Raw genomic sequence first — 17,262 nt, forward strand, 5'->3', positions numbered from 1 at the left:
GCGGGGATCGCGACGGCGGCGCGCTCAGTCGTCGTCGACGATCACTTCGACGGGGCCGTCGTCGGCCTCTCCGTCGAGGCCGCCGTCGCCGTCGCCGCCGGCCGCGGCGGACTGGGTCTGTTGGTAGTAGAGCCCGCCGGCGACCGCGAGGACGACCCACGACCGCCAGTTAGCGAGGTTCAGCGTGTAGCCGATGCCGAACGGCTTCTCCACCAGCATCCCCTTGCCAGGTTGCCAGTACGACGACAGCAGCCGGCCGAGGCTCGGCCGCTCGAAGTTGTACGGGATTCCGAGTATCTCTCCCGAGGACGGTTTGTCTGCCATACCGGCACATCGCTCGCCGGGGATATAAATCGTGGCGGGACCGGCTCCTCGGTCGAGGGCTCGCCGCCGCAGGGGGCCGGCGGACCCGGCTACCGGTACCGCCCGCGCCCCTCCACCGTCCGCAGTCGGTCGAGGACGTCCCCGTCGCCGGCTTCAGCGTAGCCGGCCTCGAACGCCTCGATCAGGGGGTTCGGTTCCGTCGCCGTCGCGCGGACGGACCCCTCGAACACGTGGAGGTCCATCGCGTGGTCCTCGACGTGGCCGGTGTGGTACGCGAGCCCGAAGTCGATGAGGGTCGCCCGCGCGTCGCGCTCCCCTCGGCGTTCGATCCGGACGTTCCGCGTCGTCGGGTCCCCGTGCACGATTCCCGCCCCGTGGAGCCGCGCGAGGCGACGGCCGACGGCGGTCGCGCACCGCTCGTCGAGGTCGGCGGCGAGGTCGCGGTCGCCGACGTGCTGGAGGGTCAGCGTCGCCGCCGGTACGTCGACATCGTACACCAGCGGGGTCGGCACGCCGGCCCGCCGCGCCTCGCTCGTCAGGCGCGCCTCGGCGACGGTCCGCTCCCGCCTGATCGCGCGGTCCAACTGGGGGTGTCGGTACCGCTTCGGTACCCGACGCTTGATCACGCGGCGCGTCTCGCCCGTCGCGGCGTCCTCGCCCGCTCCGGCCGCCGCGATCTCCACGGTCGCCTCCGCGCCCCGCCGCCCGGCGCCGCCGTCGCTCTCCCACCCCCGTCCTCTCGCTCCCGGTCTCCCCGCCCGCGGGCGACCGACGCGTCGTCGTCGCGCCACGTCACCGGCACCTGGTCCGGCCGGAAGTTCGGGTCGATCGCGGAGTCGGCGATCGGGACCGTGTCGCCCGCCGCGGCCATCTCCGCGCCCAGCACGGCGATCATCCCCGCGTTGTCGCGGAGGAACCGCGGCTCCGGCGCGTGGAAGTCGGCGCCGCGGGACGCGCACATCGTCGACAGCATCCCGCGGAGCCGGTCGTTCTGCGCGACGCCGCCCCCGAGGACGAGCTCGTCGGCGCCGGTCAGCGAGAGCGCCCGCTCCGACACCTCCGTCAGCATCGCGAACACGTGCTCCTGCAGCGAGAAGCAGATCTCCCCGACCGGGACCCCGTCGTCGTACGCGTCGTTGGCGGCGGAGCTGATCCCCGAGAAGGAGAAGTCCATCCCCTTGACGACGTACGGGAGGTCCACCAGCTGGGCGTCCGGTTCGCGCTCGGCGGCCGCCTCCGCGGCCGCGGCCTCCACCTTCGGCCCGCCGGGGTGGTCCCAGCCGACGTGGCGCGTGAACTTGTCGATCGCGTTGCCGACGCCGGCGTCCATCGTCTCGCCGAGCACGCGATAGCGACCGTCGTGGTAGCCGAGCAGGTGCGCGTTCGCGCCGGAGGCGTTCAGACACACCGGGTTCTCGAAGCCGGACTGGTGGCGGCCGATCTCCAGGTGCGCCACCATGTGGTTGACGCCGACGAGGGGGACGTCGAGCACCCCGGCAAGCGCACGCGCGGCCGTGGCGACGGTCCGGAGACAGGGGCCAAGCCCCGGTCCCTTCGAGAAGGCGACCGCGTCGATCGCATCCGGGCCGTGCTCGGTCTCGGCCGCCGTCAGGACCGCGTCGACGACCTCTGGGATCGCCTCGGACATGTGTTCGGCGGCCTCGCGCGGATGAATCCCGCCGCTATCCGGTTCGTACGGGTTCGATTCGATGAGAACGGAGTCGGTCTCGGCGTCGTACAGCGCGGCGCTCGCACACCACGCGGTCCCCTCAATACCGAGAACGCGCATCCGGCGCGCCGTCAGGCCTCTTCGGCGTCCGCGTCGGCCTCGTCGCCGATCTTGTTGCGCTCGAGCATGTGCTCCTGTTCGACGTCGAGCGCGTCCTCGGCGGTGTCGTACACCTTCGCGTAGCCGACCGTCTTGCGCATGCCGAACTTCGTGTTCAGCTCGTGGACGACGACCTCCTCGGAGGCCTTGTCAAGCTTGGCCGCGAGCGAGTCGCGGACCGAGAGCCGGGAGGGCGTCGCCTCCTCGTGAGTCGTCTCGAATCGAATGTCCGTGCGGTGCAACATCGGGTTCTCCTCTTCGGAGATGATATCGACGTCCATGGTTCAGTTAAGCGTATATCCCCTCGAAAGCTGTAAAAGGATTTCGAAGCGGGGGTGAGGGCGGAGTCGCTCCCCTCACGCCCGCGATCTGGGATCGTCACTCTCGATCACCGCGCCGACGACGCGCCCCGGGCCGACGGTCGGGGAGGCGGCCGGAGCGACCGCCGGAGACACGGTTTAGTCCGATTAGCACCAACCGTCGGTCGGATGTCCGACGACACGGAACCGTTCGTCGAGCCGACAGAGCGCACCCGATACGACCTCCTCCGGTCGAAACACGTCATCGTGCCGCTGTCCGTCCGGACCAAGCTCCGGGTGTGCGGTCTCCTCGCGCTGTTGGCGGCGCTCGTCGGGCCGGTCACGGCGGCGCTCCCGGTGGCGGTCAGGGAGACGTACTTCGCGGGGAACCCGACGATGACCCGCCTCGGGGCCGTCGCGGCCGTGCTCGTCGGCGTCGTCGGTCTGGCGGCCGCGAGCGTCGGACTCACCGTCGTCGCCCTGTACGTCGACCGCCATCCCGACCCGAGCGAGGACCGGACGTGGACGCTCATCGCGGTCGAGGACGCGGCATCCGGGTTCGGCTTCGTCACCGGAACGCTGGGCGTCGTCTCCGGCGGCGCGATCCTCGCGAGCGGCCTGTGGGGCACCGCCGCGGTCCGGCGGCTGACGGATCTCGGGATCGAGCCGTACCTCGTCTACGAGCCGTTCCCCGCCACGCCGCGGCTCACCGCGGCCGCCGGGCTCGTCGTCGGTCTCGGAGCGCTGGCGTCGAGTGCCTACGTCGACCCGCCGTGAGCGCGGTCGCGATCAGAACCGAACGGGGCCGTCGTCGGCCGGTTACCGGTCGCGGTCGGGCGCGATCCCCAGCGCCTCGTAGGCCGCCTCGACGTCGCCGTCGAGCCCCTCGAACAGCGCTCGCGCCTCCGCGCGGGACTCGGGCGTGACCGCGACCCGGACCATTCCCTCGCCGGGCTGACCGTAGACGACGCTCGCGCCGTCGGGCGCCGCGAGGATCGCCGGGAGCGCGGCCAGGTCCTCTTCGCCCGTCACCTCGACGATGACCGGCTCGCCCGCATCGAGCGCGTCGCGTAGCGCCGAGAGCAGCGCCGCCGACAGCGACGCGGCGGGGTTCTCGACGCGAACGCGGCGGTCCTCGGCGGCCGCGAGCGCCGACTCGATCTCCGCGCGAACCGCCTCCCGTTCGGTCTTCCCGTCGATCAGCGCGACGTCGGGGACGCGGCCCGCCTCGCGGAGGTGGTACGTGACCACGTCGCCGACGGCGACGATGGGGGCGTCGGGGGCGCCCGAGCCCGCGGCGCCCCCGTCTCCGTACTCGGCCGCCGTCTCCGCCGCCCCCGCGAGCAGCTCCTCGGCGTCAGTCGTCACCGGGCCGAGCGGCTCTTTGAACGCGTCGCGCATGGAGTCTGGAAGGGTGAGCATGAGTCGGGGCGCGTGACTCTCGGTCTTTGCCGCTCCGGCGTCGCTACCGTACCTTCAGCGCGTACGAGCCGGCCTTCGTGACGTTCATCTCCTCGGCGATCTGACTCTCCTCGGGTTTCGTGATGATGACGTAGCCCGCCCAGTCCTCCGTCAGCGACGACGACCCGCAGTGCTCGCAGGTCTGCGAGTCGGGGTCGTTGACGTGGTGGCACTCACGGCAGGCGAGGCGGTCTTCGGCCATCAGTCGGCCTCCTCACCGGTCTGCTCGCGGTGAAGCCGCTTTCCCTCCAGCCACTCGTGTTTCCCGAGCCCCGGCTGCTTCGCGGTGAGCCCGATCTTCGAGTCGCGAGGGTTGCGCTCGTCGATGCTCTTTGTCACGACGCGGACCCGGACGGCGTCGTCCACGCCGAGGGTCTTGTCGGAGTCCGAGGAGGCGAGCTGCTGGTTCGCCCCGTCGAACGTGAGGTACTCGTCGGTGATCTGCGAGACGTGGAGCAGGCCGTCTACCGGCCCGATCCCGACGAAGGCGCCGAACTCGACGGTCTCGACGACCGTCCCGTCGGCGACCTCCTGCATGTCGGGGTCGTACGTCAGCGCGTCGAACTCGGCCTCGTAGTAGACGCCGGGGCGGTTGTGTAACACCGCCCCTCGCCGATGTCGTGGACGTCGATGACGCTCACGACGCTGCCGACGTCCTCGTCCATTCGTCCTTCCAGTTTGTCTTGGAGCAGGGCTTTCACCCGCTCGTCGGTGACGTCCGCCAGGTGTTTCGGCGGCACCTCGACCGTATCCTTGAGTCGAACTCGTTTGTACATGTTCTTGGTTGTCCGCGTCCGCTAGGGTTCCGTTATCGCCAGTGCGTTCCGACCCCTTAAACCGATTACTGGTGCGCCCGCCTCCAGCACCCGGTTCGCCAGCGGTCGATCGTTAGTGACGACGCCGTCGACCCGGCCCTCGGTGACCAGTTCGACCAGCGCGTCGTCGGCGTACGATTCGTCCGTCGCCACCGTCTCGGCCCGCGCCGCGAGGTCCGCGCCCACGCTCGCCGCGGTCGCCGCCTCGCCGTTTCCGCCCTGTAACCGCTCCAGCTCCGACACGACCGCCGTCGGGACGACCGCCTCGTACGCGCCGAGGAGCCGGTCGAGCTCCTCGAACAGCCGCAGGTTCGCTTCGACCGGCGCCATCAGCGCGCTCGCGTCGAGCGCGACGACCGGGGCGTCGTCGGGGCCGTCGTCCGCGAGGACCGCGGTCGGAGTGTCGCCCGTGCGAGCCGAGTCCGAACCGTCCGCCCGGGCGTCGTCCGTCACGCTACGAGAGCGTCCCGACGCCGATGAGCCGCCAGCGCGCGCCGACGCGCCGGTTGATCGCGATCTGCGCGCCCTCCTCGGCGCAGACGGGCCGCTTGAGGCTCACCTCGCACTCGCCGTCGCGCGCGCTCGTCACCGCGCCGACCGTCGTCGCGGTGCCGACCGTGAGCATCAGGGGCTCACCGGTGCTGATCTCCTCGATGTCGCTCTCGCCGCTCTCGTCGTCCTCCTTGCCGACGACGCGGTCGAGGAGGTCGACCTGCATCTCGAACTCGTTGCGCGTCGGCGGGAGCGTCCCGGGCTCGCCGGCGACCTGCCCCGCGAGCGCGTCGCCCTTCGTCAGGCTCGGGTCGAGCCCGGTGCCGACGCCGAGCAGCCCGCCCGGCCGGGCCGACTCCACGTCGTTGCTGCCGGCCTGCAGCGAGCGCACGGTCGTCTCGAGCGGCCGCCACTCCGTCTGGCCCTTCTCTTCGACCTCGCGACCCGGACGGATCTCCAGCCCGTCGCCGACCGACAGCTCGCCGCTGACGAGCGAGCCGCCGACGACGCCGCCCTTGAGGTCCGCCGCGGTCGCGCCCGGCCGGTTGATGTCGAACGATCGCGCCGCGTACATCCGGGCGTTCTCGCCGGGGTCGCGGTCGGGGGTCGGGATCTCCGTCTCGATCGCGTCGATGAGCAGGTCCAGGTTGACCTCCTGTTGGGCCGAGACGGGGACGATCGGCGCGTCCTCCGCGACCGTGCCCTCGACGAACTCTTGGATCTGCCGGTAGTTGTCGACCGCGCGGTCGCGGTCGACCAAGTCGACCTTGTTCTGTGCGATGACGACGTTCTCGATCCCGATGAGGTCGAGCGCCATCAGGTGCTCCTCCGTCTGCGCCTGCGGGACGTCTTCGGTCGCGCTGACGACCAGCACGGCGCCGTCCATGATCGAGGCGCCCGAGAGCATCGTCGCCATCAGCGTCTCGTGACCCGGGGCGTCGACGAACGAGACCGTCCGGATCGGCTCGCTCTCGGAGCCGTCCTCGCACTCCTCGTCGACGGTGTAACACTCGGGCGCGTCGACGCCGGGACAGCGCCGGAACGCCGCGTCCGCGTACCCCAGCCGGATCGAGATACCGCGTTTCATTTCCTCGCTGTGCTGGTCGGTCCACGAGCCGGACAACGCCTGCACGAGCGTCGTCTTCCCGTGGTCGACGTGACCGACGAGACCGATGTTCACCTCCGGTTGTGTGTTGGCTTCAGTCACTGTTGGACCTCCTAACGGAGTAGTCTTACCGGAAATTCGCCCCGTGCGAGTGATAAAGTTGCTGTTATAGTGGCGATAGGGGCGTCGCCCGGCACGCCCGAGAGCGACGACGCGAGACGGACGCCCGAGAGCGACGGCGACGATCACTTATAAACCAGCGTGCGGTGCGGTGGCGCGTGCCTGCGAGGCCGCCTCGCGGCCGAGCCGTGAGGGACCGCAGGTCCCTCTGGAAGCCGGCGCTACGCGCCGGCGACAGCCCGCGCGAGGGAGCCCGCGGTCGCCATCGGCGACCGTGGCGAGGCTGGGGAGGTGTGAGGCTGCGGTGCCGTGCGGTCGGGTGGGACTCGAAGGGGCGGCCGCGAGGACGAAGCACGACGACGCAAGCACTGCAGGGAGCGAGTGAAACGAGCGACCGAAGCGCGCAGCGAGTCGCGCGAGTCCTCGCGGCCGGGGCTTTGGAGGTGTTCACCGCCGCTCCGCAATCACTCGCTTATAAACAAACGTCGTCATCTCCGTATTCGTCCGACGCCAATTTACGCCTCACGCGCGAACCCATGCATAGAATGGGATACGCGTGCCCCGTCTGCGAGACCCCGCAGCGCGACGGCGAACACCTCGCGCACCACCTCGCGTTCACGGCGATGCTCCACGGCGACGACCACGAGGCGTGGCTCGACGACCGCGTCCGCGACTGGAGCGAGCAGGACCCGGCCGGGCTCGCCGCCGAAGTAACTCCTCGCGCCGAGGACGCCGAGTACCACGAGGTGTTCGAGGACACCGTCGACCGCGGGCGACCCGACGTCGATCTCGGGGACCACGACCACGCGGGAGGGGGCGGGGCCGGACACGGCCACAGTCACCAGGCCGGCGGCGACGCCCCTCGCGCCGGGGGCGCCGTCAACGAGTCGGGCGCGACGGACCCGGAGACCGAAGCCGCGCTGCGCGAGGCCCGCGAGCTGACGCGGAAGATGTTCGAGGACGGCGAGGGCGACGAGGAGGCCGACGCCGATCGCGACGACGCCAGCGGCGACGTCGATGATCCCGACGCCGACGACCCTGCCACCGACGACCCTGCCACCGACGACCCCGATCCGTCCGCGTAACGGAACGCCCTTTTCAGTCGGCGACCAACGCGGCGTATGCACACCAGAGGGACGTTCGCTCCCGAGACCCGCGCCGACGCGCTCGAACGCTACGAGGAGGTCGGCCCGGTCGCGCAGGTCGTCGTCCGCGAGGCGACGAAGGCGATGGAGTTCGACGCCGACGAGTACGACGAGCGCGTCACGCCAGAGGTCGTCCGGACCGCCCGCGACGCCACCTTCGCCGAGCTGCTCGCGGTCCACGTCGGCGACGAGGCCGAGTTCGACGCGTGGCTCGCCGACAGCGAGTTCGATGCGGACGACGTGGTCCGGATCGGCTCCGACAACGTCGACAACCTCGTCTGGCACCCGATCCCCTTCGCCGACACCGTGGTCGCGGCGACGTTTCAGGAGGAGCCCGACGCGGCCGCCAGCACCCTCCGCCGGAACGCGTTCGGGCGCGTCTACCGCGAGGAGTTCTACGAGTCCGGGCGGTAACTCCCTCGGCGCTATTCTTCCCGGCGCCGCGGCTCAGTGTCGGAGCGGCGCAGTACAAAAAACGAACCGAGGCGGTGAGCGGCGCTTACGCGAGCTTCTCGATGTTCTCGGAAATCGAAGATTTCCGAGCGCTCGAAAAACTGTCTATGACCGTTTTTCGATGTTCTCGACGACGGCGTCGCCGAACTCGCTCGTCGCGAGCTTCTCGCCGCCCTCGATCTGCCGGTGGAGGTCGTAGGTGACCTTGCCGGACGAGATGGTCTCCTCGACGGCCTCACGCACGAGGTCGGCGGCGTCCGACCAGCCGAGGTAGTCGAGCATCTCGCGGCCGGAGAGGATCATCGCGGTGGGGTTCACCTTGTCCTCGCCGGCGTACTTGGGCGCGGAGCCGTGCACGGGCTCGGCGAGACAGCGACCGTGACCGCGGTTGATACCGGGCGCGATGCCGAGGCCGCCGATCTGCGCGCCGGCGGCGTCGGACATGTAGTCGCCGTTGAGGTTCATCGTCGCGATGACGGAGTACTCGTCCGTGCGGGTCAGCAGCTGCTGGAGCATGTTGTCCGCGATGCGGTCCTTGACGACGAGCGTGCCCTCGGGCCGCTCGCCGTCGTGCTCCTCCCAGAGCTGGTCCTCGGTGATGACGTCGTCGCCGTACTCCTCCTCGGCGACCTCGTAGCCCCAGTCGCGGAACGCGCCCTCGGTGAACTTCATGATGTTCCCCTTGTGGACGAGCGTGACCGAGTCGCGGTCGTTGGCGAGCGCGTAGTCGACCGCCTCGCGGATGAGGCGCTTTGAGCCGAACTCGGAGATGGGCTTGACGCCGATGCCGACGGGGCCGTCGTGGATGACGTCGGCCACGTCCATGTCCTGTTCGAGGAAGTCGCGTACCTCCTCGGACTCGTCGGTGCCGGCCTCCCACTCGATGCCGGCGTAGACGTCCTCGGTGTTCTCCCGGAAGGTGACCATGTCCATCTCCTCCGGGTTCTTGACCGGCGAGGGAACGCCGTCGATGTAGTAGGTCGGGCGGACGTTGGCGAACAGGTCGAGCGTCTTGCGGAGCGCGACGTTCAGCGAGCGGAAGCCGGCGCCGACGGGGGTCGTCAGCGGACCCTTGATCGCGACGCGGTGGGTGCGGATGGCCGAGACGGTGTCCTCGGGGAGGTTCTCGTCGTACATCTCTCGGGCGCTGGCGCCGGCGTAGACGCGCATCCACGCGATGGACCGCCCGGTCGCCTCCGCGGCCGCGTCGAGGACCTGCTGCGCCGCCGGCCCGACGTCGGTGCCGATCCCGTCGCCGTGGATGATCGGGATGATGGGATTCGACGGGACGTTCAGCTCGCCGGTCTCCTCGTCGGCGAGCGTGATCGCCTCGCCGTCGTCGGGGACGTCGACCTTATCGTAGCTCATGAACGTTCGTGCGTTGTCGGACCCGCGTAAAGTGCCTGCCGTTTTGTAGCGCGCGCCGAACCGCCCGACAGCGCCGGATTCAGGCTGTTATCCGGCTCACCGCTCCACGACCTCGACGTCGAACATCGACCGCCACCGGTAGCGTCGACCGCCCCAGACGAACGTCCGACGCGCGAGCGCGTACGCGAGCAGTGCCGGCGAAATCAGGACACCCGGACCGGCGAGCAGGAACGTCGCCCGTCGGATCCCGAACCTCGCGTACGCCGCGCCCGACAGGGCCGTGACGAACGCCACGCCCGCTATCGGCGCCAGCAGGCACAACGCCGCGAGGCCGACCGAGAGGAGGAGGTTGACCGCGGCCGCCGCCGGCTCGTGGTGTCGGGTGATCTGGAAGAAGCGGACGAACCGCTCCAGCGACTCGCGCGTCGACCCGCCCGCCGCGACGGTTCGGGCGCGGTCGGCGGCGCTCACGTCGAGGTGCTCCGCGAGGGTCCCGTCGTCGCTGACGGTCCGGCGGAGGTCGCCGAGGAGGGCGCCCTCGTCGAGGTCGTCCCGTTCGAACACGACCGCGCCGCCCCACGCGATTCCGCCGCGGGAGAGCGGCAGCGTCCCGCCGATGACGTACGCCGGTTCGAACAGCCGACCGAGCGGGTCCGCTCCGACGAACACGGGGACCTCCGTCGTCGGTCCCTGTCGATCGTAGTCGGCGTTGAGCTCCGCGAGCCACCCCTGCGGGTGACGGAAGTCGTCGTCGGTCCAGACGATACGGTCGTGTCCGGCGGCCTCCATGCCGGCGACGATCGCGTTCGACTTCCCCGAACACCCCTCCGGCTCTCCCGCGACGACGACGCGGACGACGTCCGGCAGGCTGTCGGCCTCCCCAGCGTCGCCCTCCCGTCCGACGCTCTCTCCAGCGTCGCCCTCTCCAGCGCCGCCATCCCGTCCGACGCCCCCGCCCCGGCGCTCGGCCACCGGGTCGTCGTCGGCGTCGCAGATCACCAACAGCTCGTCGCCCTCGCCGAGCTGGGCGGCCACCTCCGAACACGCCTCCGTCCAGTGAACCGTCGGCAGGAGCACCGACGTCGGCGGGTGAGATCGCTCGCTCTCCGTCACGTCGATCGGTTCGGGCGGGGGACAGATAAGTGGTCAGCCGCTCGTCGGTCGCCCCGGTCGCCGCCCCGGTTCCGAACGTTACCTCGGCCGACACTCCCGCGTTCCGAGCTCCCTGACCCGCGTTTCGCCGCCGTCCGTCACGTCGATCTCGACCGCCGCGGCGGTCACCGACGCGACGTCCTCCCCCGCGAGTCCCGCCGACCGGTCGCAGAGATACGTGAGGAGCGGGTCGACGCGGGCGGGCGCCTCGTCGTCCGCCAGCAGGGTGAGGTACTTCCGCCAGCGCGCGGTGGGGTACGCCCGCGCGTCCGACGGAGGCCGGTCGACCGCGACGGGGTCGCCGTACAGCGCGTCGATCCGGTCGCCGTCGGCGGTCGCCGCCGTCGCGAGGAAGCGCGCGTCGATCGAACTCGGGTTCGGCGCGAACATGTCCCAGCCGTGCTCCGCCGGGCCCGCCGTCGCCGCCACGGGTTCGGGCGCGTCGACGAGCCCGGCCGCCATGCCGTTCCACGCGAGCAGCGACACGAGGAGGACGGCGGCGACGGCGGCGGCGACGCGACCGCGGACCGCCCGGTCCGGAAGGACGCGCGCCGCTCGGTTTCTCGGCCCCTCGTTTCGCGGGTCGCCGACGAGGGCCGACTCCGCGGCCCGGCGGAGCCGCGCGCCGGACGGTCCGACGGCCCCCTCGACGCGGTCCCAGACGAACGGCGGGAAAAACGGGAGCAGGGCGGCCGCCGAGACCAGCGGGAAGACGCCGAGCTGGAGCGTGAACGCCATCGAGAGGTGCGCGGCGAACAGGCATCCGGCGAGCGCGGCCAGGACCCGTCCGGCCGACGCGACGAGCAGCGGCGACGCGACGAGCAGCGCAAGCCAGCCGTAGGTGGCGGCCGCGAGCAGCGGCGCCGCCTCGGGTAGCAGCCCTCCGAGCGGCCCGTGGAGGTACGTGAGCCGGAACACTTGTCCGACCGCCTCGCCTCCGGCCCACGCCGTCCCCCTGAGCTTCTCGACCGCGTTGGCGCCGTAGACCACCACGACGACGGCCAACAGGAGCGCCGACGCCGGCCCGGCGAAACGGTCCTCGCGGGCCGCTCGGACGGAGTCCCCGAGCGACGCGCCGCCGCGCACGGCGTCGACCGACCAGCGCGCGCCGAGGGGGCAGAACAGCCCGGCCGCGAGCAGTTGGACGAGCAGCTTGTCGCCCGCGTTGAGCACGAACGGGTTCCGCGCCTGTAGCGACGCGAGCAGGACCAGCGAGACCGCCGTCGCCACGCGGGTACGGTGGCCGGCCGCGAGCGCGACGGCGGCGACGGCGGCGACGAGGAACAGCAGCGCGACGGACCACGCCTCGCCGGAGAGCGCGTGCAGCGAGAGGCGAGCGGCGAGGGGGTACGCCTCCGCGAGCGCCGAGCGCGGGAGCGCGCCAGCGTCGGTATAAAAGGCCGTCAGGTTCCGAGCGCGCAGTCCGAGATCGACGAGGAGGGCGATCCCCAGCGCGACCCGAAACGCCGCGAGGGCGCGCCGGTCGACTCCGACGCGGGCCCGGACTGCGCTCCGGAGGCGGCGACGGACCGAGCCCCGAACGGCAGACTCTCCGTCGGGGTCGGCTTCGAGACCCGCGGCGGGGTCGTCGTGGGCGCGCTCTCGGTGCTCGTCCACAATGGTGGCGACTCCCCGAGGCGCGGAAATAGGTCTTGCGGCGGGGACTCGGATCGACTTCCGCCGCTTTCCCGACCCTTATCGGGGCGCCGGGGGACCTCCGAATATGCCACAGCGCCCCTCGATGCGCGTCGTCGTCCACGGCGGCGCCGGCGGCGTCCCGGACGAACCGGCGCGGAGACAGGAGACGCTCGACGAGGCGGCCGACCGCGGCGCCGACGCCGAGACCCCTCTCGACGCGGTCGTAGCGGCGCTCGCGCCCCTCGAATCGAGCCCGCGGTTCAACGCCGGCGTCGGCGGTGCGGTCCAGTCCGACGGCGTCGTCCGCACCGACGCCGGCGTGATGACCTCGGACCGGGCGGTCGGCGCCGCCTGCTCGATGCCGGGCGTCGAGCACGCGGCGAGCGTCGCACGTGTCGTCCGCTCCGAGACGCCGCACGTCTTCGTCTCCGGCGCCCACGCCGTCGACCTCGCCGACGAGTTCGGCGTCAAGACGGGCGTCGACCTGCTCACCGACGAGACGCGCGAGCGCTACGAGGCGGAGGACCCGCCGCGAGGCGGCCCCCGCGAGCACCTCGACTGGCTCGCGTCGCGGTTCGGGTCCGGGGACGATCACGCGGGGCAGGGCTCCGGGAGCGACGCGGACGGCGACGGGAAGCGCGACGCGCCCGACCACGACACGGTCGGTGCGGTCGCGTCCGACGGCGAGACGTTCGCGGCGGCGACGTCCACGGGCGGCCGGTCGTTCGCGCTCGCGGGGCGGGTCGGCGACGTGCCGCAGGTCGGCTCCGGCTTCTTTTGTACCGAGGCCGGCGGCGCGAGCGCGACGGGGGCCGGCGAGGACATCGCGCGCGTCACGCTCTCGCGGCGAGCCGTCGACTTCCTCGACGAGGGGCTGGGCGCGCAGGCGGCGGCCGACCGGGCGATCGAGGAGTTCGATGAGATCACCGGGTCCGGGGCGGGGGTCATCGTCGTCGACGATGACGGCGTCGGGGGCGCGTTCAACACGGACGGGATGCAGACGAGCGTCGCTCGCGAGTAGTCATCGATTGGGATCGCGCCGAATACAGACGTATGGGTCAACGCGACGGCTCAGGGAGGACAGCGCGACGGCTCAGGGAGGACAGCGCGACGGCTCAGGGATGAACGTCACGTGGATTCCCCGAGTACGGGTCGATGCTGGCTGACGGCGCTCCCTATCGAGGTGAGTATGACGAAGACCCCGATTACGACGAGTACGACTCCGAGAACCGGTTCGGACAGCCGGTAGAGCAGCCACCCCATAGCGACGTTTGCACCCGCCAGAGAGAACGGGTAGACGGTCCGTAGCAGGTGCATTGTTCTCGGATAGGTGTACGCAGATACATATTAAATAGGCTACTAAAACACAAACAACCGGTTAAGTTTGACCACCGATCGCGTGGCGATCGCCGACGCGCGTCCGGTGAGTCGCATCGAGCCTCCGTCGTCCCCGTCGCCGGCTTATCGATGCTCTAAACGACGGGGACGGCGCGCTCAACGAGGCCTCTGCGGCCCACCACCGCTCGAGGGCCTCATCGGGGTTCCCGACGCCGATCCGCGTCGCCGCCCGCGGAGGCGAGGATACAAATCCGCCCGCCGCCTTGCCCGCGTATGGTCACGTTCCTCGCCGGCGGCACGGGGACGCCGAAGCTCCTCGACGGGGCGACCCGCGTGTGGGACCCCGCGGCGATCGCGGTCGTCGCCAACACGGGCGACGACGTCGAGCTCGGCGGCCACCTCGTGTGCCCCGACGTCGACACCGTGCTGTTCGCCGGCGGCGGCGTCCTCGACCGTGAGACGTGGTGGGGGATCGCGGACGACACCACCGAGACGCACGCCGAGCTGCGCCGGCTCGCAGGGGAGGTCGGACTCGGAACGGCCCCGCGCTACCTCGACGTCGAGGCGCAGACGGCGGGCCGCGAGATCGCCCGCTGGCGGCGCTTCTCCGGCGTCGGCGAGTTCATGGAGATCGGCGACCGCGACCGAGCGGTCCACGTCACGCGCACGAGCCTGCTCGACGAGGGCCGCACGCTCACCGAGGCGATCCGGACGCTCGCCGACGCCTTCGGCCTCGACGTCGGACTCCTCCCGATGTCCGACGACCCGGTCGCGACGCTGGTCCACACCGAGGCCGGCGAGACGATCCACTTCCAGGAGTACTGGGTCGCGCGCCGCGGCGAGCCCGGGGTCGCCGACGTGGAGTTCCGGGGCGCCGACGACGCCGAGCCGACCGCCGCCGTGCTCGACGCCCTCGCCGACCCCGTGGTGATCGGCCCCTCGAATCCCGTGACGAGCGTCGGCCCGATGCTCGCGCTCCCCGGCTTCGAGGCGGCGCTTCGCGAGACCCCCGTCGTCGCGGTCTCGCCGTTCGTCGGCGACGAGGTGTTCTCCGGGCCGGCGGCCGACCTCATGGCCGGCGTCGGCCGCGACCCCTCGACCGCGGGCGTCGCCGACGCGTACCCGTTCGCCGACGCGTTCGTCCTCGACTCGGCCGACCCGACCGAGCTCCCCGACCGCCACGTCGAGCGTACTGACACCCGAATCGACGACGCGGACGACGCCGAACGCGTCGCTCGGGCCTGCGAGCGCGCGCTGGCGGCGGTGACGGACGCGTCGGCGACCGACGCGGAGGTGGCGGAGTGACGGCGAGCCGAACGACGGGCACGTTTGTGGCCGCCAGTCCAGCGGCGCGGCCGACGCCGACTGGCGGGCGGCGGCCCGCACGTCGACGCGGCGATGCTCGCGGGATCGCGCTTGACCCCGCCAAGGCACGGCGGCGCGCGGCTCGTGCCGGGGCGTCGGAGTTTCCCGCCGAGCCGCTCGCGTGGATCGGACCGGCAGCTCTCGCGCGCTCGCCGGACGCGCGGTCCGACCCCCGGAGTCAACGTTCGCAGGGAACGTCGGCCCGGTGGCGAGGCGGCGCGGTCTGCGCAGCCGCGACGCCGGTCGCGAGGTCAACGCCAACTGCCGCAGCCGGGTGCGCGCGGTCGCTGGGCGAGTCTCTCTCGCAGCCGGGACGGGTGCGACTACGTCGCCGCGCGGCCGAGACGGGGGACGACGAGGTGAAGGTCGCGCGAGGTCCGGGCGTCGCTCGTCGCCGTCGGCGCCCGGTCGGAGGGCGGGGCGGCTGGTCACGTGACGGATGGTTCGGGAGCGCGTCGTCTGCGATCCTGACCGCGATGACAGGGGTTCCGTCACGGGCTAACTGTTGTCGCCAAAACGCGTCGGCCCGCGCGTCGCGAGTACGCCGCGCACGTGGCGACGCCGTAGCGGGGGCGCCGCCGAGCGTCGTCGAGCTCGGCGTATCGCCGAGGCGGTGCGCGCTGGCGTGAGGGGGAACTGCGGCGACAGCGGCGCGGCGGCGGGAGGCGCCGCCGTGGCCGCCGCCGGCGACCCGGTCGACGACGCGACGCTCGCGCTCCTGCTCGAGGTCGCTGGCACTCCCAAGCCCGGCAACGTCGACCGCCGCCGGGACCTCGGCGACCTCCGGTTCGAATCGTTCCTGGGCGGGGCGGTCGGCGCCCGCGAGGGGCTCGAACTGGCCGCGGGCGGGGCGGCCCCCGTCGGGGACGCCTTCGAGCGCGCGGTGGTGGGGATGGCCGACCGAGCGGGGACGAACACGCAGTTCGGCTGCCTGCTACTGCTCGTTCCGCTGGTCCGCGCGACCGTCGCGGGAGCGGACGCGTCCGCGGGGCGCTCCGCGCGGGCCCCCTCCCCAGCGGCCGTCGACCGAGTGACCCGCGAGGCCACCGTCGACGACGCGGTCGCGTTCTACCGCGCGTTCGAGCACGTCGACGTCGCGGTCGCGGACCCGCCCGCGGACGCCGCCGAGCTGGACGTCCGCCGCGGGAGCGACGCGGCGTCGACGCTCCGCGAGCGGGGGCTGACGCTGCGGGACGTGATGGCGCTCTCGGCCGATCCCGACCGCTCGGACCGCGCCCCCGACCGCAACGCGCAAGAGTGGGTCGAGGGGTTCCCGCGGACGTTCCGCGCCGCCGAGTGGATACGGGACGATACGGGGCCGCTGACCGATCGGGCCGCGCGCGCCTTCCTCGGACTCCTCGCCGCCGAGCACGACACGCTGGTCGCCGCGACCCACGGCCTCGAGGCGGCGCGCGAGGCGAGCGCTCGGGCGGCCGCGCTGCTCGACGGAGCGGACGGGGTCGGCTCGGAGACCGCCGCAGGGGTCGGCGGCGTCGACGCCGACGCGGTCCACGGTGCCGACCTCAACGCCGCGGACGGGTTGGCGACGGCGTTCGTCGACGAGGGGATCAACCCCGGGACGACGGCGGATATCACCTGCGCGGCGCTGTACGTCGCGCTCCGACGCGGCGCGGAGGTGGCGCCGTGACCGACGACGGATCCGACGGGAGCCGCGGCGGGGCGGCGGACGTCGCCGACGCCGTCGCGCCGGACGGCTGGCCGGTGGCGCTCCGCGGCGTCACCGAGTCGATCGTGACGACGCTCGGCCCGAACGACCGCTGGAACGTCGCGGCGCTCGGGCTCCACGCGCCGGACGACCCCGCTGACCCCGTCACCGCGCGGACCTACGGCCGAACCCGGACGTGGCGGAACTTCACGGAACGCGGCGGCGGCGTCGTCCAGTTCACGTCCGATCCGCGCACCTTCGTCGACGCCGCGCTGACGGTCCGGGAAGTCGACGAGCCGGTCCTCGAAACGGCCGACGCCTGGGTCGAGGTCACCGCCGAGGAGGTCGGAAGCGAGACGGAGGGCGACACCACGATTCGGACGTGGTCGCTCGATCCGGCCGAGAGCGCGGTGCTCAGAGAGCGCGTGCCGACGATCAACCGCGGGTTCGGCGCGGTCGTCGACGCGACGGTCGCCGCCTCGCGGCTCGACGTGCCCGCCTTCGAGACGGCGGAACTGCTCGACCGGCTGGCGTACTTCGCGGACGTGGTCGACCGCTGCGGCGGGCCGGCCGAGCGCGAGGCGTTCGCCCGGATAGACGAGGCGACCGGCTGGCGGGAGCGGGCGGGAGGCGACGAGGAGTGACCGCGACCGAGCGGGCGATCGACGCGAGCGCGCCTGCGGCCCGTTCGCG

General features: G+C 72.1%; 17 protein-coding genes and 2 pseudogenes. 7 read left to right on the plus strand and 12 right to left on the minus strand.

What is annotated here, in order from left to right; translation table 11 throughout:
* Positions 1-24: 24 nt before the first annotated feature.
* The 3 genes and pseudogenes from DJ82_RS14070 to DJ82_RS14080 all read right to left on the minus strand — a co-directional run bounded on the left by DJ82_RS14070 (position 25) and on the right by DJ82_RS14080 (position 2,433).
* Positions 25-324 carry a DUF5808 domain-containing protein gene (locus DJ82_RS14070; protein ID WP_094524101.1) on the minus strand — a complete coding sequence of 100 codons (300 nt, stop codon included), beginning with the start codon at positions 322-324 and terminating at the stop codon, positions 25-27.
* A gap of 89 nt (positions 325-413) precedes the next feature.
* Positions 414-2,113: pseudogene (locus DJ82_RS14075) on the minus strand (bifunctional N(6)-L-threonylcarbamoyladenine synthase/serine/threonine protein kinase).
* A gap of 11 nt (positions 2,114-2,124) precedes the next feature.
* Positions 2,125-2,433, minus strand: coding sequence for a 30S ribosomal protein S24e (locus DJ82_RS14080; protein WP_094524103.1), 309 nt, complete (start codon positions 2,431-2,433; stop codon positions 2,125-2,127).
* 207 nt (positions 2,434-2,640) lie between these two features.
* On the opposite strand from DJ82_RS14080, the gene DJ82_RS14085 reads away from it, so the two are divergent.
* Complete coding sequence (locus tag DJ82_RS14085; protein WP_094524104.1) at positions 2,641-3,228, plus strand: hypothetical protein; 588 nt, start codon at positions 2,641-2,643, stop codon at positions 3,226-3,228.
* Positions 3,229-3,270: 42 nt separating this feature from the next.
* On the opposite strand, the gene DJ82_RS14090 is transcribed toward DJ82_RS14085, so the two are convergent.
* From DJ82_RS14090 to DJ82_RS14110, 5 genes and pseudogenes are all read right to left on the minus strand, one after another.
* Positions 3,271-3,873, minus strand: coding sequence for a GTP-dependent dephospho-CoA kinase family protein (locus DJ82_RS14090; RefSeq protein ID WP_094524105.1), 603 nt, complete (start codon positions 3,871-3,873; stop codon positions 3,271-3,273).
* A 43-nt stretch (positions 3,874-3,916) separates the two neighbouring features.
* Positions 3,917-4,114, minus strand: coding sequence for a transcription elongation factor subunit Spt4 (gene spt4, locus DJ82_RS14095; protein ID WP_008001262.1), 198 nt, complete (start codon positions 4,112-4,114; stop codon positions 3,917-3,919).
* Positions 4,114-4,688 (minus strand): annotated as a pseudogene (locus DJ82_RS14100) (DNA-directed RNA polymerase). Before DJ82_RS14100 ends, spt4 begins: the two are co-directional and overlap by 1 nt.
* A 21-nt stretch (positions 4,689-4,709) precedes the next feature.
* The gene (locus DJ82_RS14105; RefSeq protein WP_094582117.1) at positions 4,710-5,180 is read right to left on the minus strand and encodes a PIN domain-containing protein; all 471 of its coding nucleotides are present in this window, start codon (positions 5,178-5,180) and stop codon (positions 4,710-4,712) included.
* A 1-nt stretch (position 5,181) separates the two neighbouring features.
* Entirely contained in the window at positions 5,182-6,426 is a 1,245-nt protein-coding gene (locus tag DJ82_RS14110; RefSeq protein WP_094524108.1) for a translation initiation factor IF-2 subunit gamma, read from the minus strand.
* A gap of 563 nt (positions 6,427-6,989) precedes the next feature.
* Between DJ82_RS14110 and DJ82_RS14115 the strand changes: the two genes are divergently transcribed.
* Complete coding sequence (locus DJ82_RS14115; protein ID WP_094582118.1) at positions 6,990-7,529, plus strand: DUF5810 domain-containing protein; 540 nt, start codon at positions 6,990-6,992, stop codon at positions 7,527-7,529.
* A 36-nt stretch (positions 7,530-7,565) separates the two neighbouring features.
* On the plus strand, positions 7,566-8,003 hold the full coding sequence (locus tag DJ82_RS14120; RefSeq protein WP_094582119.1) for a DUF5809 family protein: 438 nt from the start codon (positions 7,566-7,568) through the stop codon (positions 8,001-8,003).
* Positions 8,004-8,147: 144 nt separating this feature from the next.
* Here the strand turns inward: DJ82_RS14120 and icd are convergent, their stop codons facing one another.
* From icd to DJ82_RS14135, 3 genes are all read right to left on the minus strand, one after another.
* Positions 8,148-9,410, minus strand: coding sequence for an isocitrate dehydrogenase (NADP(+)) (gene icd, locus DJ82_RS14125; RefSeq protein WP_094582120.1), 1,263 nt, complete (start codon positions 9,408-9,410; stop codon positions 8,148-8,150).
* Positions 9,411-9,506: 96 nt separating this feature from the next.
* Positions 9,507-10,523, minus strand: coding sequence for a glycosyltransferase family 2 protein (locus tag DJ82_RS14130; RefSeq protein ID WP_094582121.1), 1,017 nt, complete (start codon positions 10,521-10,523; stop codon positions 9,507-9,509).
* Positions 10,524-10,601: 78 nt separating this feature from the next.
* A complete protein-coding gene (locus DJ82_RS14135) occupies positions 10,602-12,179 on the minus strand; it encodes an HTTM domain-containing protein (protein WP_094582122.1) in 1,578 nt (525 codons plus the stop codon).
* A 124-nt stretch (positions 12,180-12,303) separates the two neighbouring features.
* On the opposite strand from DJ82_RS14135, the gene DJ82_RS14140 reads away from it, so the two are divergent.
* Positions 12,304-13,221, plus strand: coding sequence for an isoaspartyl peptidase/L-asparaginase (locus DJ82_RS14140; protein WP_094582137.1), 918 nt, complete (start codon positions 12,304-12,306; stop codon positions 13,219-13,221).
* 107 nt (positions 13,222-13,328) lie between these two features.
* On the opposite strand, the gene DJ82_RS14145 is transcribed toward DJ82_RS14140, so the two are convergent.
* The gene (locus DJ82_RS14145) at positions 13,329-13,517 is read right to left on the minus strand and encodes a hypothetical protein (protein WP_094526076.1); all 189 of its coding nucleotides are present in this window, start codon (positions 13,515-13,517) and stop codon (positions 13,329-13,331) included.
* Positions 13,518-13,811: 294 nt separating this feature from the next.
* On the opposite strand from DJ82_RS14145, the gene cofD reads away from it, so the two are divergent.
* From cofD to DJ82_RS14160, 3 genes are all read left to right on the plus strand, one after another.
* The gene (gene cofD, locus DJ82_RS14150) at positions 13,812-14,843 is read left to right on the plus strand and encodes a 2-phospho-L-lactate transferase (RefSeq protein ID WP_094558659.1); all 1,032 of its coding nucleotides are present in this window, start codon (positions 13,812-13,814) and stop codon (positions 14,841-14,843) included.
* Between the two features lie 733 nt (positions 14,844-15,576).
* The gene (locus DJ82_RS14155; RefSeq protein WP_094582138.1) at positions 15,577-16,551 is read left to right on the plus strand and encodes a triphosphoribosyl-dephospho-CoA synthase; all 975 of its coding nucleotides are present in this window, start codon (positions 15,577-15,579) and stop codon (positions 16,549-16,551) included.
* Positions 16,548-17,213, plus strand: a complete 666-nt coding sequence (locus DJ82_RS14160) for a DUF447 domain-containing protein (RefSeq protein WP_094526072.1) — start codon at positions 16,548-16,550, stop codon at positions 17,211-17,213. Before DJ82_RS14155 ends, DJ82_RS14160 begins: the two co-directional genes overlap by 4 nt.
* Positions 17,214-17,262: the final 49 nt, after the last annotated feature.

This window comes from Halorubrum sp. Ib24 (assembly GCF_002252745.1).
Lineage (GTDB): Archaea > Halobacteriota > Halobacteria > Halobacteriales > Haloferacaceae > Halorubrum.